This window comes from Bilifractor porci (assembly GCF_009696005.1).
Taxonomy (GTDB): domain Bacteria; phylum Bacillota; class Clostridia; order Lachnospirales; family Lachnospiraceae; genus Bilifractor; species Bilifractor porci.
This window is the reverse complement of the sequence record NZ_VUMV01000001.1, coordinates 63226-78555: the sequence shown is the minus strand read 5'-3', so window position 1 is coordinate 78555 and position 15330 is coordinate 63226. Positions and strand designations below refer to the sequence as shown.

At 53.8% G+C, this 15330-nt stretch carries 12 protein-coding genes; all 12 read right to left on the bottom strand.

Features of this window, described 5'->3' with window-relative positions; translation table 11 throughout:
- Positions 1-25: 25 nt before the first annotated feature.
- A complete protein-coding gene (locus FYJ60_RS00325; RefSeq protein ID WP_154456602.1) occupies positions 26-958 on the bottom strand; it encodes an ABC transporter permease in 933 nt (310 codons plus the stop codon).
- Positions 955-2019: an ABC transporter permease gene (locus FYJ60_RS00320; RefSeq protein WP_154456601.1), complete on the bottom strand. Its 1065-nt coding sequence runs from the start codon at positions 2017-2019 to the stop codon at positions 955-957. The genes FYJ60_RS00325 and FYJ60_RS00320 overlap by 4 nt, the downstream gene beginning before the upstream one ends.
- The gene (locus tag FYJ60_RS00315) at positions 2012-3553 is read right to left on the bottom strand and encodes an ABC transporter ATP-binding protein (protein WP_154456600.1); all 1542 of its coding nucleotides are present in this window, start codon (positions 3551-3553) and stop codon (positions 2012-2014) included. Before FYJ60_RS00315 ends, FYJ60_RS00320 begins: the two co-directional genes overlap by 8 nt.
- 216 nt (positions 3554-3769) lie before the next feature.
- A complete protein-coding gene (locus FYJ60_RS00310) occupies positions 3770-4336 on the bottom strand; it encodes a glycerol-3-phosphate responsive antiterminator (protein WP_154456599.1) in 567 nt (188 codons plus the stop codon).
- An 88-nt stretch (positions 4337-4424) separates the two neighbouring features.
- Positions 4425-6353, bottom strand: a complete 1929-nt coding sequence (locus FYJ60_RS00305; protein ID WP_408609139.1) for a YgiQ family radical SAM protein — start codon at positions 6351-6353, stop codon at positions 4425-4427.
- A 21-nt stretch (positions 6354-6374) separates the two neighbouring features.
- Positions 6375-6863, bottom strand: coding sequence for a 3-isopropylmalate dehydratase small subunit (leuD, locus tag FYJ60_RS00300; RefSeq protein ID WP_154456597.1), 489 nt, complete (start codon positions 6861-6863; stop codon positions 6375-6377).
- Positions 6864-6876: 13 nt separating this feature from the next.
- Positions 6877-8142 (bottom strand): 3-isopropylmalate dehydratase large subunit, encoded by a 1266-nt coding sequence (leuC, locus tag FYJ60_RS00295; RefSeq protein WP_154456596.1) that lies wholly within the window; start codon positions 8140-8142, stop codon positions 6877-6879.
- Between the two features lie 422 nt (positions 8143-8564).
- Positions 8565-9584: a ketol-acid reductoisomerase gene (gene ilvC, locus FYJ60_RS00290; RefSeq protein WP_154456595.1), complete on the bottom strand. Its 1020-nt coding sequence runs from the start codon at positions 9582-9584 to the stop codon at positions 8565-8567.
- A gap of 83 nt (positions 9585-9667) precedes the next feature.
- Positions 9668-10183, bottom strand: coding sequence for an acetolactate synthase small subunit (gene ilvN / locus FYJ60_RS00285; protein ID WP_154456594.1), 516 nt, complete (start codon positions 10181-10183; stop codon positions 9668-9670).
- A 163-nt stretch (positions 10184-10346) separates the two neighbouring features.
- On the bottom strand, positions 10347-12536 hold the full coding sequence (locus tag FYJ60_RS00280) for an RNA degradosome polyphosphate kinase (protein ID WP_456298078.1): 2190 nt from the start codon (positions 12534-12536) through the stop codon (positions 10347-10349).
- Between the two features lie 32 nt (positions 12537-12568).
- On the bottom strand, positions 12569-14119 hold the full coding sequence (locus FYJ60_RS00275; RefSeq protein WP_154456592.1) for a Ppx/GppA phosphatase family protein: 1551 nt from the start codon (positions 14117-14119) through the stop codon (positions 12569-12571).
- 69 nt (positions 14120-14188) lie between these two features.
- Complete coding sequence (pheA, locus tag FYJ60_RS00270) at positions 14189-15322, bottom strand: prephenate dehydratase (protein ID WP_154456591.1); 1134 nt, start codon at positions 15320-15322, stop codon at positions 14189-14191.
- Positions 15323-15330: the final 8 nt, after the last annotated feature.

The following is a 15330-nucleotide window of genomic DNA, read 5'->3' as shown; positions in this document are numbered from 1 at the left end:
CCTTCCGCAGGGGCGCAGCCTGCCTTTACCTCTTCTCACGGTCATAGGGAATGGTGAGGGCCGCGGGCGCAGCCGACCTCCGGTTTCGGAAATTCCCCGTGGTGAAAACAAGTGCGATGATCGTTGCGATATATGGCAGCGTCGCAAAAATCTGCGACGGAATCGCCGGAAACAGGGTCTGGATGTCCACGCCGATGGCGCTGATCGCGCCGAAGAGAAGCCCTCCGAACACGGCCGTCAGCGGATTCCAGGAGGAAAACACGACCAGGGCAAAGGCAATCCAGCCCTTTCCGCTGGTCATGCCATCGCTCCAGAAATTGGTGTAGGCAAGGGAGACAAAGGCGCCCCCTACCGCCGTCATGACAGAACCGAAAATCACATAGGCGTAGCGCAGGGCAAAGACATTGTAGCCCGCGCTGTCCAGGGCGGCCGGGTTTTCCCCCAGCGCACGGAGAATCATTCCCGGCCTGGTGTGATTGATGTAGAACACAGACAGGGGAATGATGAAATACATCAGGTAAACCAGTATATTCTGCTGGAACAGCACGGGTCCCAGGACCGGTATGCGGCTGAGTCCCGGAATGGCAATCGCCTCGAAAGCAAGATTGGCGTTTACCCCGCTTACGCTCTTTCCGATAAACCCGCTCATGCCCGTACTGAAGGTGAGCATGGCCATTCCCGCTACCGTCTGGTCCGCCTGCAGGGTCACGGTAAGAAACGCGAAAACGAGCCCCAGGACGGCGCCCACCAGCACGACTGTCAGCATGGCCAGGCCGAGATTTTTCTGATTGACAGCCACCAGATAGCCGGAGACGGCTCCCATCAGCATAATCCCCTCCAGGCCGAGGTTCATGACGCCTGCCTTCTCCGCGAAGATTTCCCCGACGGCCCCGTAAAGCACAGACACCGCATACAGTACCGCCATGGACAAGATAGAAATCAGTAGTGTGCTGCTCATGCCGCCTCTCCTTTCTGCACCTTCACCAGCCGGTAACGGATAAAGAATTCTCCCGCAATGACAAAGAGCATAATGCTGCCCTGAATCATGGTCGCCACCTGGGAGGGGACACCGGTAATCTGAACAGCTACCGCGCTGATCTGGAGCGCTCCCAGCAGAAACGCCACCAGAACCGTGGAGAGCGGATTCAGGTAGGCCAGAAACGCGATGACAATGCCGGTGTAGCCGGCATTATTCGGCAGATCCGCCTGAACACGGTGCAGGACGCCGTTTACCTCCGCAAACCCGGCAAGGCCGGCAATCGCCCCGCTCAGGCAGAGGGTGATCAGGATATTTTTTTTGACGGACATGCCGGCATACTCCGCAGCGCGGGGACTCCGGCGGATGACCTCCATCTGGTAGCCCCAGGTGGTTTTCTTCAGAAGGAACCAGAGCAGAAACGCGATCGCGACAGCAATCAGCAGTGCCAGGCTGATCCCGGTATTTCCGATCTCCGGAAGCCATAACGAGCTGTCGATTTCCCTGGTCTGGGCGACCATCTGGTTCAGTTCCTTCCAGGGGCCGTACATCAGATAGTTCAGGACATTCAGAAATACATAGTTCAGCATCATGGTAAGGATAGTCTCGCTGACATTCCACATTGCCCTGGGAACAGCGGCAATCAGCGCGGCCAGGGCGCCGCCCAGCATGGCGGCCACAAACATCACCAGGATTCTCAGCACGGCCGGCATGGGCGGTCCGTACAAGCCGACGCCCACACAGAAAATAGCGCCCAGCGCGTACTGTCCGTCCGCGCCGATGTTATTCAGGTTCATCCGGTAGCCGAGCGCAACGGCAAGTCCCGTAAACATCAGGGGAAGTCCCGCCTCAATGCTCCGGGTAAGGCCGCGCAGGGAAAAAATGGTGCTGATCATCTTTCCGTACACGGCAAAGGGGCTGAACCCCATGACCCCAAGAAGGAGCGCGCAGAACAGAAAAGCAAGAAGGACAAAGAATACGGGATTCAGGATTTTCCGCGCCATCGAGACGTCTGTTCGTTTTTCATAGCGGAATTTACGCATGGGAAGACGCCTCCTTTTCGCTGTCCTTTCTCTCGCCTGCCATCATCTGTCCGATCTCGTAGACATCTGTATCTGATGTGTTACGGATCCCCATCAGTTCCCCATCGCAGAGCACACCAATTCTGTCGCACATATGGAAAATTTCATCCAGCTCCTCCGAGATAAAGAGGACGGAGGTTCCCTTTTCACTCTGCTTCAGCAGAATCTGACGTATCATGTCCGCGGCACCGATATCCAGTCCCCGCACGGGATAGGCGGCGACAATCAGCTTCGGATTCCCGGAAACCTCCCTTGCCAGGAGCAGCTTCTGCTGATTTCCTCCGGACATCAGCCCGACCGGAAAATCAAATCCCCCGTGGCGAATCTCATATTCTTTTGTATAGTCCTCCGCGTCCCGGCGCATCCGGTCAAACCGCAGAAAGCCTTTCCGGCTGTATCGGGAAGAAGAATAACGAGTAAGAATAATATTCTCGGGAAAATTAAGATCAGGCACCAGTCCGGTTTCCAGACGGTCCTCCGGAATCAGGGCGATTCCCTTTTCCCGGCGTTCCCTGGCAGACGCGCGGGTAAGATCCGCTCCCTCCGCCAGAATTTTTCCTGAAGTGACGGGTCTTAGTCCGGCGATCACCTCCGAAAGCTCCCGCTGTCCGTTTCCGGCAACACCGGCAATCCCGAAGATCTCGCCTTTTCTGATTTCTAAAGATATGTCTTTCAGTTCATCCAGATTGCGGTCATTTTTCGCACAGACATGTTCCATGGAAAACACCACATCCGGACTGATCTTTTTCTGCGTCCGGAAGTGTTCTGTGTAATCCTGTTTTCCCACAACAGCCCTGGTAAGCCGGTCCAGCGTGGCGTCCTTTCGCACCATGGTGTCCTCCATGCGCCCGTCCTTCAGGACGGTAATCCGGTCCGCGTTGTTCAGGACTTCGTTCATTTTGTGGGAGATGACGATAACCGCCTTCCCGCTGTCCGCCATTTTCCGCAGGACATTAAACATATCCTGTGCTTCCTGCGGCGTCAGGACGGCGGAAGGTTCGTCCAGAATCAGGATCTCCGCCCCGTGGTACAGGAGCTTGACGATCTCCACCCGCTGCTGCTCTCCCACCGAAAGCTGCCAGACAACGGCAGCCGGATCTACCTCCAGATTAAAATTCCGGGAACACTCGGCGATCCGTTTCTGCATTTTTGCCGGATTCAGCAGAAATCCCTTTTTTTCCGTATAGAGAGAAATGTTCTCAGCAACTGTCAGTGTGGGAATCAGCCGGAAATGCTGATGAACCATTCCGATCCCCAGATCGACCGCATCCTTCGGGGAGCTGATGGTGACTTCTTTTCCATGGCAGAAAATCTGGCCGCTGTCCGGCCGGTAAATGCCGGTCAGAACATTCATCAGCGTACTTTTGCCAGCCCCGTTTTCGCCCAGCAGCGCGTGAATCTCTCCCGCGTACACCTTCAGGGAGACATCCCGGTTTGCACTGACAGAACCGAATGTCTTGGTAATATTTTTCATCTCAAGAATCAGTTCGCCCATCGTGCCCCTCTTTCCGTATCTTCTCTTTTCTGCCTTTTGCGCCGGGTTAAGAAATATTGATTCAGGTGTCAGAAATATCTTCTGACACGGTCAGTAAAACATTTACTCTGTATGATAAAAAATTTTCCCTTGAACATCAATGTTAAAACTAACTAAAGAATTCTTTTTTCCGGACCGCTGAATATAATAGGTTTACAAAATAATCCATTTCACGTTTCAGACGAACCAGAGTCCGGCCTTTGTCGTGGACACAGACACCGCTCCCGCCTGCAGCGCATTCATAATATCCTCCTTGTCGGACACCAGCCCTCCCGCAATGACCGGAACCTGTTCCTGTTCGACGATGCGGCGGATCACCTTGGGCATCAGTCCTGGAAGAACCTCAATGCAGTCCGGGCGGGCCTGGAGACACTGTCTTGAAATGTTCTCATACGCCATGGAATCCAGAAGGAAAACCCGCAGCACCGAGTACATGCCGATTTCCCCGGCGTGTCGCACCATGGACGGCTTGGTGGAGATAATGCCGTCCGCTCCGGTCTCGACCCGGAGATAATCGACCGCGCAGGTATCCTTGCCAGAAAGTCCGTTGACCAGGTCAGTGTGTACCATGGCGGTTTTCCCGGCTTCATGGACACGGCGCACGATCTCCCCGATGCCGCAGAGGTCTCCGTGAAGAATAAATATGATGCCGCTGTCTGACAAAAGGCTCTGCTGCAGCCCTTCCTCGTTTTTTACCGCGGCAATCACAGGACAGTCTTCCAGCAATTCTCTGAACGGATGCATAAGCTTGACTCCTCTTTCTGCCTTTCTTCCGGCATGAAATACTCTTTCTTTTTCTACCGGCGTTAAAGTCTCATTGCTTCTACCGGCGTTACTGCCGCTTTCCATTTCTTCCGGTTCTGCGGTTTGCGCCGGATCTGCGCCCGCCGCGTCCGTCCTGTCCCTGCGTTTTTTCCCTTTGCCGGCTCTCTCCCCGCCCTTTTCCTGACAGCCGCACAATCTTCCGCGGCGGAATCAGGCAGTGGCTGTCAAACCCAATCAGATCCCTGCGGCCGGCACGGAGAAGCGCCTCCTTTACAAGCTCGTAATTATCCGGGTCCCGGTACTGAATCAGCGCGCGCTGCATGGCCTTTTCATGCGGATTAACTGCCACGTAAACCTTTTTCATCGTCCGCGGGTCGATACCGGTATAGTACATGCAGGTAGAGACCGTTCCGGGTGTGGGATAGAAATCCTGCACCTGTTCCGGCATATAGCCCAGGTCGCGCAGATATTCCGCCAGCGCGACCGCGTCCTCCAGCGTACTTCCCGGATGGGACGACATCAGATAGGGGACAATATACTGCTTCAGACCCAGCTCCCTGTTGATCCTTTCAAATTCTTCCACAAAGGAACGGTAGACCTCTGTGCGCGGCTTACCCATTTCCTGAAGCACACGGTCGGAGATGTGTTCGGGAGCAACCCGGAGCTGCCCGCTGACATGATACTGGCAGAGCTCCTTAAGAAAGCTTTTGTCGGGATCCGCCATCAGGTAATCAAAACGAAAACCGGAGCGGACAAAGACCTTTTTTACTCCCGGAAGCATCCGCAGCTCGCGCAGCAGCTTCCGGTAATCGCTGTGATCCACAATCAGATTTTTACAGCACTCCGGAAAGAGGCACTGACGGTTCCTGCAGGCGCCTTTTGTCCGCTGCTTTTCGCAGGCAGGACCGCGGAATTCCGCCGTAGGTCCTCCCACATCGTGGATATACCCCTTAAAATCCGGATCCTTCAAAAATCCTTCTGCTTCCCGTAGAATGGACTCGTGGCTTCTGGCCTGCACAATCCTTCCCTCGTGAAAAGTGATGGCGCAGAAATTGCAGCCGCCGAAGCAGCCCCTGTTGGATGTCAGGCTGAAGCGGACTTCCTTCAGCGCGGGAATGCCTCCCATTGCGTCATACATAGGATGCGACCGGCGCATATAGGGAAGGGCAAAGATGTCGTCCATCTCTATGGTGGTAAGAGGCTTCTGCGGCGGATTCTGAACAACAAAGGTCTTCCCGCCGTAGGTCTCATACAGGCGCTTTGCCTGAAACGGATCGGTGTTGTCGTACTGCAGGCGGACACTCTGCGCGCAGCGTGTCCGGTCTGTGGAAACTTCCTCGAAGTCCGGGAGCCTTACCGCGTCATAAATGCTCTCTTCCTCCCTGGTTTTGTAAACGGTTCCGTCGATATAAGTGATGTCGTGCACCGGAATGCCGGCATCCAGCGCGTCCGCGATTTCCACAATGCTTTTCTCGCCCATGCCGTAGGAAATCAGGTCGGCGCCGGATTCCAGCAGGATGGAGCGTCGCACCTTGTCGGACCAGTAATCATAGTGGGCAAACCGCCGGAGACTTGCCTCGATTCCGCCGATAATAATCGGCGTGCGGCGGTAGATGCGGCGGATCAGGTTACAATAGACGGTCACGGCCCTGTCCGGCCGGAACCCCATCTTCCCGCCGGGGCTGTAGGCGTCGTTTTTCCGGTGTTTTTTTGCAACCGTATAGTGATTCACCATGGAATCCATATTCCCGGAGGAAACCAGGAAGCCGAGCCTGGGTTCCCCCAGGATACAGATGCTTCCGGGATCCCTCCAGTCCGGCTGGCAGATCATGCCGACCGTATAGCCGTGCGCCTGCAGGACTCTGCCGATGATGGCGCTCCCGAAGCTGGGATGATCGACGTAGGCGTCGCCGCAGACATAAACAAAATCCGGCTGACGGATTCCGTCCTCCTCCAGATCTGTTTTCGATACGGGAAGAAACCCGGTTCTGTCTATCTTCCGCAAAGCATCCTCCTGTCAGTTTTCCTCGTTAATATAGTTGACCAGTCCGCCCGCAGAGATAATTTTCTGCATAAACGGCGGGAAAGCCTGTCCCCTGTAGCTGGTGTTTCTGGTTACGTCGTAAATGGTGCCGGAATCAAAATCAACCTTTACCTCGTCGCCGGCCTGAATCTCTCTGGCAGCCTCCGGACATTCAATGATGGGAAGCCCGATGTTGATGGCATTGCGGTAGAAAATCCTGGCAAATGTCTCCGCAATCACACAGCTCACGCCGGCAGCCTTTATGGCAATGGGCGCGTGCTCCCTGGAGGACCCGCATCCGAAGTTTTTTGCGGCGACAATGATATCGCCCTTTTTCACATTCCGGATAAAGTCTTTGTCAATATCCTCCATACAGTGTGCCGCCAGATCCTTCGGATCCGAGGAATTCAGATATCTGGCAGGTATAATTACATCCGTATCTACATTATCGCCGTACTTAAAAACTTTTCCTTCTGCCTGCATGATCGGTTCCTCCTTATAATCCAAGCTCGGACGGTGCGCTGATTTTTCCGGTTACGGCGCTGGCCGCCGCGACAGCGGGGCTCGCAAGATAAATTTCGGAAGTCACATCTCCCATTCTTCCCACAAAATTCCGGTTGGTCGTGGAGACGCAGCGCTCGTGCGCGGCCAGTATGCCCATGTAACCGCCCAGGCAGGGACCGCAGGTAGGCGTGCTGACAACAGCGCCGCTCTCGATAAATGTGCGGATCAGCCCTTCCTCCAGAGCCTGAAGATAAATCTTCTGCGTGGCCGGAATGACAATGCAGCGGAGATCCTTTGCCACCTTGCGTCCCTTCAGGATTTCCGCCGCTTCCCGGAGATCCTGAATTCTCCCGTTGGTACAGGAGCCGATGACAACCTGGTCAATCGGGATCTCTCCCACTTCGTCAATCGTCTTTGTGTTTTCCGGAAGATGCGGGAACGAAACGGTCGGCTTCAGCTCCGAAAGATCAATGGTAACGGTTTTCTCATAGGACGCGTCCGCGTCCGCCTCAAAAACCTGATACGGCCGGGAGGAATGTTCCTTCAGATAAGAGACGGTTTTCTCATCCACCGGGAAAATTCCGTTCTTTCCTCCGGCTTCGATGGCCATGTTGGCAATGGTCAGGCGGTCATCCATGGAGAGACTGGCCACCCCGTCCCCGGTAAATTCCAGCGATTTATACAGCGCGCCGTCCACACCGATTTCACCGATCAGGTGAAGGATCACATCCTTGCCGCTTACCCATTTTCCGGGCTTCCCGGTCAGGACAACTTTGATAGCGGAAGGCACCTTGAACCATGCCTTGCCGGTAGCCATTCCGGCGGCCATGTCTGTGCTTCCCACCCCGGTGGAGAAGGCACCCAATGCGCCGTAGGTACAGGTATGGGAATCCGCGCCGATAACCACATCTCCTGCGACAACCAGTCCTTTTTCCGGAAGAAGGGCATGCTCGATGCCCATCTGTCCGACATCAAAATAGTTCGTGATGTCATACTTATGGGAAAACTCCCGGACCTGCTTGCAGTGCTCCGCCGATTTGATATCCTTATTCGGGATAAAGTGATCCATTACCAGGGCAATTTTGTCCCGGTCAAAGACCTGCTGCTTTTTGAACCGCTCCATCTCGTGAATGGCAACCGGTGTCGTGATATCGTTTCCCAGTACCAGATCCAGCTTTGCCTCGATCAGCTGACCGGGCTCCACGAAATCAAGACCCGCGGCATGCGCCAGGATCTTCTGAGTCATTGTCATTCCCATCCTGAAAATTCCTCCTTGAAATCTGTTTTCTTTCTATGACCTGAACACAGTGTCTAAAGTCCGACACCGCGCATGTCTGCACACCGGTGGCGGAGATACTTGCTGGCGCGCCGCGTCATGGGCGCTTTTGCGGCGCATAAGCGGCACGGGAAAACCGGATAACACTGTAGTCCTTTGGGTTCAAAATATCTTTTAACCCTGGCATCATTATATCGGCCCGCTGCCCGACGTGCAAGAGTGCCGCACGGCAGACGCCGACAGCAGCCAAAACGCCATCCCCTTCGGACAGCGGCACAATGCAGAGTGCCGGAAGCAGGCGGAAGGCCCCGCATGCCTTCCGGTGAAGCCGGGCCAGTACAGAAAAGGGAGCCCCGGTTTCCCGGAAGCCCCCTGTCAATCGCGGAACTGAGCGCGAGAAAAGCTTAGTTGTTGATAAGCTTGTCCTCTCCATTCCAGCTGTACAGTTTTCTGATTTCCTCTCCGATCTTCTCTGACGGATGCTCGGAAGCTTTCTGGCGAAGAGCTCTGAAGTGAGCCTGCCCGCCTGCGGAAGACATATCCAGAAGGAAGTCTTTCGCGAAGGTTCCGTCCTGGATGTCGGACAGAATCTGCTTCATAGCCTTTCTGGTCTCGGCGGTAACGATCTTCGGTCCGGTGATGTAATCGCCGTACTCGGCGGTATTGGAGATAGAATATCTCATGCCCTTGAAACCGGACTGATAGATCAGGTCAACAATCAGCTTCATCTCATGGATACACTCGAAGTATGCGTTTCTCGGATCGTAACCTGCCTCGCACAGAGTATCAAAGCCTGCCTGCATCAGAGCAACAACGCCGCCGCAAAGGACAGCCTGCTCACCGAACAGGTCGGTCTCTGTCTCGGTACGGAAGGTTGTCTCCAGAAGTCCGGCACGGGCGCCGCCGATGCCCAGTCCGTAAGCCAGAGCAAGATCCAGTGCCTTTCCGGTATAATCCTGATGAACAGCGACCAGACACGGAGTTCCCTTTCCTGCCTGATACTCGCTTCTTACGGTATGGCCGGGAGCTTTCGGAGCGATCATGGTAACGTCAACGTTCTTCGGCGGAATAATCTGATTGAAGTGAATATTGAAGCCGTGAGCGAACATCAGCATATCTCCCTCTTTCAGGTTAGGCTCGATGTCCTTCTTGTACATAGCCGCCTGCAGCTCATCATTAATCAGGATCATGATGATGTCTGCCTGCTTTGCCGCTTCAGCAGCAGTGTAAACTTTCAGCCCCTGTTCCTCTGCCTTTTTCCAGGATTTACTGCCTTCATACAGACCGACGATGACATCACAGCCGGAATCCTTCAGATTCAGCGCATGTGCATGTCCCTGTGAGCCGTAACCGATGATGGCGATCTTCTTGCCCTCAAGCAGAGACAGATTGCAGTCTTCCTGATAATAAATTTTTGCTGCCATTTTGAATTTCCTCCATTCAGAAAATATATTTGTTATCCTGTTTAAAGGGGTAACGCGAAAATCAAACCACCCGGCTCCGGATTTTACTTCTCCAGGTCTTCCAGGTAACGCACGTCTTCCATGCCCCTGGAAAGTCCCGTAATTCCGGTTCTGGCAAGCTCCAGGATCTCATACCCATCCAGAAGCTCAAGAAAGGCGCTCAGCTTGCTGGTTCCGCCGACAAGCTCGATGATCAGAGATTGTATTCCTACATCAATAATGTTGGCGCGGAAGACATCGGCGAGGGAAATGACGTTCTGTCTGTCCTCTGCCTCACAGCGGATCTTTATGAGCATCAGTTCCCTGTTGACGCTGTTTTTCGGATCCAGCACCTTTACATCGCGGACATCCACCTGCTTTCTGACCTGATTGGTAATCTGGTCAAGCACCAGATCGTCATCGCCGGTGGCGACAACCGTAATCCGCGTATATCTGGGATCCGCGGTCACTCCCGCGGAGATGCTGTCAATGTTATAGGCTCTTCTGCTGAACAGGCCGGAAAGCCTGGACAGAACACCGGCAGTATTGTCTACCAGGATTGATAAGGTTCTCTGTTTCATATCCTACCTCACAAGTGGGCTTGCGGGAATGCTGACTGATAAATCTTGTATACAATCCCCGAAGCTGTTACGTATTGTAAGTCATACGTTTTTCTTTGTCAATGCCGCTGCCATGAATCATTTGTGAATAAGGCTCCTCAATAATGAACAAAATTGAACATTCTCATGAGTAATATTCCGTGTCTGAGGAGACTGGTTCCGCCGGGATAAACGTCCTCATTTCCTTCTCCTCCCGGTTCTTCTTTCCCGCCTGTTCGGCCGCATATCTGCAGAAATAATCCTGTGAATTAAAAGGAATAACCTCCGGTCCTGTTTTCTTCAGATAAGTGCCGTCCGGCTGAAGCTCAGATGCTTTTACTGTGTCCGCCAGCTGCTTCTCCAGAATCAGCATCGCTTCTTTCTTAATAGAAGGATTGTACAAAGGAAATACAATTTCCACCCTCTTGTCCAGATTTCTTGGCATCCAGTCCGCGCTGCCCATGAACACCTCATCCCGGCCGCCGCTGTGGAACCAGAAAATTCTGGCATGCTCCAGGAAGTTTCCGACAATAGAACGCACCCGGATATTGTCACTGACTCCTGGAATTCCGGTTTTCAGGCAGCAGATTCCCCGGACAACCAGATCGATTTTTACACCGGCGGCGGAAGCGCTGTAAAGGGCGGCGATAATTTCCTGGTCACACAGGGAATTCATCTTCGCCTTGATAAAGGCTTCCTGCCCGTCTCTGGCATAGCGGATCTCGTTCTGGATCAGGTACAGGAACCGCTTGCGCATCCACACAGGCGCGACGACAAGACTGTTCCAGCGATCCGGCTCGGAATACCCGGAGATCATATTGAACACGGCAGTAGCGTCCTCCCCGATTCTCTCGTCACAGGTCAGGATGCCGCAGTCCGTATAGAGCTTTGCCGTGGAATCGTTGTAATTGCCGGTTCCCAGATGGACATACCGGCGGATGCCGTCTTCCTCCTGGCGCACCACCAGGGTAATCTTGCTGTGAGTCTTCAGTCCGACCAGCCCGTAGATGACGTGGCATCCGGCTTTCTCCAGTTTCTGGGCCCAGACGATGTTATGCTCCTCATCAAACCTGGCCTTCAGCTCCACCAGCGCGGTGACCTGTTTGCCGTTCTCCGCCGCCTGCGCCAGCGCGGCGATAATGGGAGAATTGCCGCTCACCCGGTAGAGCGTCTGCTTGATGGCCAGAACCTTCGGATCCTTTGCCGCGGATTTCACAAAATCCACAACCGGCTGGAAACTCATGTAGGGATGGTGCAGAAAAATATCCTCCTTCCGGATGTTGGCAAAGATGTCATCATCGTTCTGCAGGGCAGGCACCTCCGCGGGCTGGTAGGCGGGTATTTTATAATCCTCAAATCCCGGAAGTCCGTAAACTTTCATCAGGAAAGTAAGATCCACCGGACCCGGAATATAGAAAATATCATCCTCCTGGACCTGAAGCTCTTCCTTGAGGATATTCAGAAGCTCCGGGGCAATCCCGTCCTCCACCTCCAGGCGGATGACCTCTCCCCACTGTCTCTTCTTCAGCTGCTTCTTGATCTCCACCAGAAGGTCAGCAGCCTCGTCCTCATCGATTCCCAGCTCCGCGTTCCGCATAATACGGTAGGGATAGGCGCATACGACCTCATACCCCAGGAAGAGCTTTTCCATGTTTCTCTCGATGATCTGCTCCAGAAGAATCAGTGTTTTCTGTCCGCTCTCTTCCGGCAGCTCAATAAAGCGCGGAAGGACGGAAGGCACCTGGACAGTGGCAAACATCCGTTTTCTCCGGTTTGTCTCTCCCACCTTCTGGATCAGCGCGCCGATGTTCAGCGTTTTGTTCCGGATCAGCGGAAACGGCCGGGAGGAATCCATAGCCATCGGCGTCAGAACCGGGTAGATTCTCTCGTCGAAATAGGAATCCACATAGGCAGCCTGCGCCTCCGTCAACTTCTCATACCGGTGAAGAATATGGATGCCCACATTCATCAGACGGGGCAGGACAGCGTCCACATAGGTATCGTACTGCGTCTTTACCATGCGGTGCGCCGCCCTGGAGATTTCGGCAAGCTGTTCCTCCGGGGTCATGCCGGCAATATCTGTCCGTGTGTAATTCGAGTGCGTCATATCCTTCAGGGATGCGACACGGACCATGTAAAATTCATCCAGGTTCGAGGATGTGATGCTCAGGAATTTCAGCCTCTCGAAGAGGGGAACCGATTCATCCATGGCTTCATGCAGCACCCTCTCGTCAAAACGGATCCAGGAAAGCTCCCGGTTCCAGTAGTATTCCGGTTTTTCAAATAGTTTCAGGTCAGGTTTCATGGTTTGTCTCCTTTTGTCTCCCGGTTCCATGCCACAGGATATTCTAAAAACCGCGCGTTCCCTCAGCCGACGACCCGACTGACTTTAATCTCCGGGCGAAGACCGAACACATCTGTGAAAAATTCCGCTTCTTCCCCGATCAGACCCTTTTCCAGAACAAAATCCTCATTCACGGTTACCCGCAGCTGCAGGGTCTGGTCCTTCAGCTTTGCCTCCATATGCTGGATCTTCTGCATATGGCTTCTGTCCAGCGCGTTGACGTAACGGAGTATCGCGACAAAGTAGGCGACCTTCAGGTACCGCTCCCGGTTCAGGCTGGTTTCCTGCACCAGCTCCTCATACTGCGGGAAGGGAACCGTCATATACTTGGCGGAAAGGGCAATGCATTCGCGCTCCGCATGGGAAAGCCCGATAATTTCATTCGACATGATAATGTTGAACGAGCTCTCGCTGACATAGTTGAAGCTGATGTACTTCCCGACGTCGTGCAGCATGACCGCGATGCGCAGCAGCAGGCGGTCCCTGGACTTCATGCCGTGAACCGACTCGGTGGCATCAAAGAGAATCTGGGCGTTCCGGTCCATGTTGTCGATGTGCGGCTTTCCGACCGAATAGCGCTTCGCGATATTTCTGGCCGCCGTAATAATATCATTGCCGAAATTATGGGCCATTTTCAGGAGATTGTTTTCATCCGCGAATTCGTAGGCAAGGCCCCTGGTCAGGTGGGTTCCCGGAAACCAGATCAGGGATGCGTCTGTCTCCTCCACCATCTGATGATAGATGACAGCGGACGGACGGAACAGCGAGGCAAACTCCGGGGTGAGGTCGTACCGGACAGCCAGCTCCTCTTCCGACAGGCCGACAATGCTCTTGTACCAGATTTCAAAGTCCGACCGCGACAGGAGTCTCGCGGAGCGGTCCCGGTACCTGTTTCCGCTGAAAAGAATTTCCGTCAGGAAATCGCCGTTCAGGATGATGGTCTCCACCTTACGGTCCTTCAGATACATTTTTTTGAAGCTCTTCAGGTCATAGCGGATCAGCTGCCGGATCATCTTTTCATAATCCGTTGTCAGAGAGTCCAGCGTCTGAAGGCGCTCCCGGATCCGCAGACTTCCCATGCGCAGATTCTGTGTGGTAATCAGGGCGGAGTTATCAAATACAGACATCTGAACGCTTCCGCCTCCCAGATCTACGATCACCGTTCCCTTCCGGATCATGTCGTTGAACCGGGTCTCCATGGAGGCAATGGCCTTGTAGCTCAGGAAACGCTGCTCGGAATTGCTCAGGATCTGTACGGTCAGCCCGGTCGTCTGCTGAATTTTACCGAGCACAAACAGGTCATTCTGCGCTTCCCGTACGGCGCTGGTGGCAATGGTCCGTATCTCCTTTACCCGGTAGGCCGACGCCGTGTGGACAAAATCCTTCAAGACTGTGCAGAGCTCATCCAGCATATCCGGCCCGATTTTCCCGTTGGTAAAAGAATCCCTTCCCAGCTCCATGTGATGAACCACACGGTCAATGCAGTGAATGCCGGATTTTCTGGATATTTCATAAATTTCAAGCGAAACATCGTAGCTGCCGATGTGAATGGCTGCAAAATTTGTTACTGCCATCCTGCGTTCCTCCTTGTATATCGCATGGTCCGGCACACCAGCGAGTGTCTGGATGAACCGGATCTTCTGTTAATAGTTGCCGAGCAGGCGCAGATCCACCGCCTCTGCCTGAATGCCCCGGAGAGCGTTTTTGACCGCCGGATCCGCAAGATTCCCCTCGAAGTCGATAAAGAAGCGGTACTCAAAAGGCCGGTCCGGAATCGGACGGGATTCGATCTTGAACATATTCAATCCGTTAAAGATAAAATGGGACAGAATGTTGTAGAGTGTACCGCAGGCATGCGGAAGTCCGAAGCAGATGCTTATTTTTCTGGCGCCCTTGACGAAGCAGCGGCGGGCAGAGAGGATAATAAAGCGGGTGGAATTCTTTTCCGCGGACATTCCTCCCTCCTGCAGAATCTGAAGGCCGAAATACTCCGCCGCGGAGCGGCTGGCAATCGCGGCCTGATCCCTGCGTCCCTCTCTGGCCACCTTTTCCGCGGCCATAGCGGTGTTCAGGACCTGCCGGCGCGTCCACTCCGGATGGTTTTTATCCAGCCACGGGGAACACTGGGCAAGACCCTGAGGATGAGAATACACCGTTCTGATATCCTCCATCCTGGTACCGGGCAGCGCCATCAGCATATGGTCAATTTTAATGGTCTGTTCTCCCACAATATAGTTGTGGTAGTGCAGGAGAAGGTCGTAGATATCCGAAACACTTCCCGCGGTGGAATTCTCGATTGGAAGGACGCCAAAATCCATTTCATGCCGGGCAAGCAGCTCCATCGCCTCCCGCCAGGTGCTGACGTGGGCGGTTTCTATGGAGTCGTCAAAAAAGGTTTTCATTGCCTCGAAGCTGTAAGCGCCTTCCACTCCCTGGAAGACGACCCTGGCATTATGAAAATGCAGCTTTTCCGTGGAGGCATAATCGACAGGGAGCGTCACTCCATTTTCTGTCAGAAGCTGGTACTGTTTTTTCCGGCTGATGGCCATAATCTGTTCAAAAATTTCCACCACCGCCCGCTTTTCAAAATCATTTTCACAGAGTTCTCCCAGCGTCCGGATCTTCTGCTGTTCCCTCTGCGAATCGAAAACAGATTTTCCGCTTTTGATTTTATAGTCCGCCACCTTTTCCACCACCTGCATTCTTTCGTGAAAAAGGCGGACAATCTTCCGGTCAATGGCGTCAATCTGATCTCTGTATTTTTCCAGTTCTGTCATGCTTCCTG

What these genes read in the sequence shown, in the direction of transcription:
- FYJ60_RS00325 (WP_154456602.1), bottom strand. Translation starts at nt 958, where the DNA reads ATGAGCAGCACACTACTGATTTCTATCTTGTCCATGGCGGTACTGTAT.
- FYJ60_RS00280 (WP_456298078.1), bottom strand. Translation starts at nt 12,536, where the DNA reads ATGGAACCGGGAGACAAAAGGAGACAAACCATGAAACCTGACCTGAAA.
- ilvN (WP_154456594.1), bottom strand. Translation starts at nt 10,183, where the DNA reads ATGAAACAGAGAACCTTATCAATCCTGGTAGACAATACTGCCGGTGTT.
- pheA (WP_154456591.1), bottom strand. Translation starts at nt 15,322, where the DNA reads ATGACAGAACTGGAAAAATACAGAGATCAGATTGACGCCATTGACCGG.
- FYJ60_RS00310 (WP_154456599.1), bottom strand. Translation starts at nt 4,336, where the DNA reads ATGCATCCGTTCAGAGAATTGCTGGAAGACTGTCCTGTGATTGCCGCG.
- leuD (WP_154456597.1), bottom strand. Translation starts at nt 6,863, where the DNA reads ATGCAGGCAGAAGGAAAAGTTTTTAAGTACGGCGATAATGTAGATACG.
- ilvC (WP_154456595.1), bottom strand. Translation starts at nt 9,584, where the DNA reads ATGGCAGCAAAAATTTATTATCAGGAAGACTGCAATCTGTCTCTGCTT.
- FYJ60_RS00275 (WP_154456592.1), bottom strand. Translation starts at nt 14,119, where the DNA reads ATGGCAGTAACAAATTTTGCAGCCATTCACATCGGCAGCTACGATGTT.
- leuC (WP_154456596.1), bottom strand. Translation starts at nt 8,142, where the DNA reads ATGGGAATGACAATGACTCAGAAGATCCTGGCGCATGCCGCGGGTCTT.
- FYJ60_RS00315 (WP_154456600.1), bottom strand. Translation starts at nt 3,553, where the DNA reads ATGGGCGAACTGATTCTTGAGATGAAAAATATTACCAAGACATTCGGT.
- FYJ60_RS00320 (WP_154456601.1), bottom strand. Translation starts at nt 2,019, where the DNA reads ATGCGTAAATTCCGCTATGAAAAACGAACAGACGTCTCGATGGCGCGG.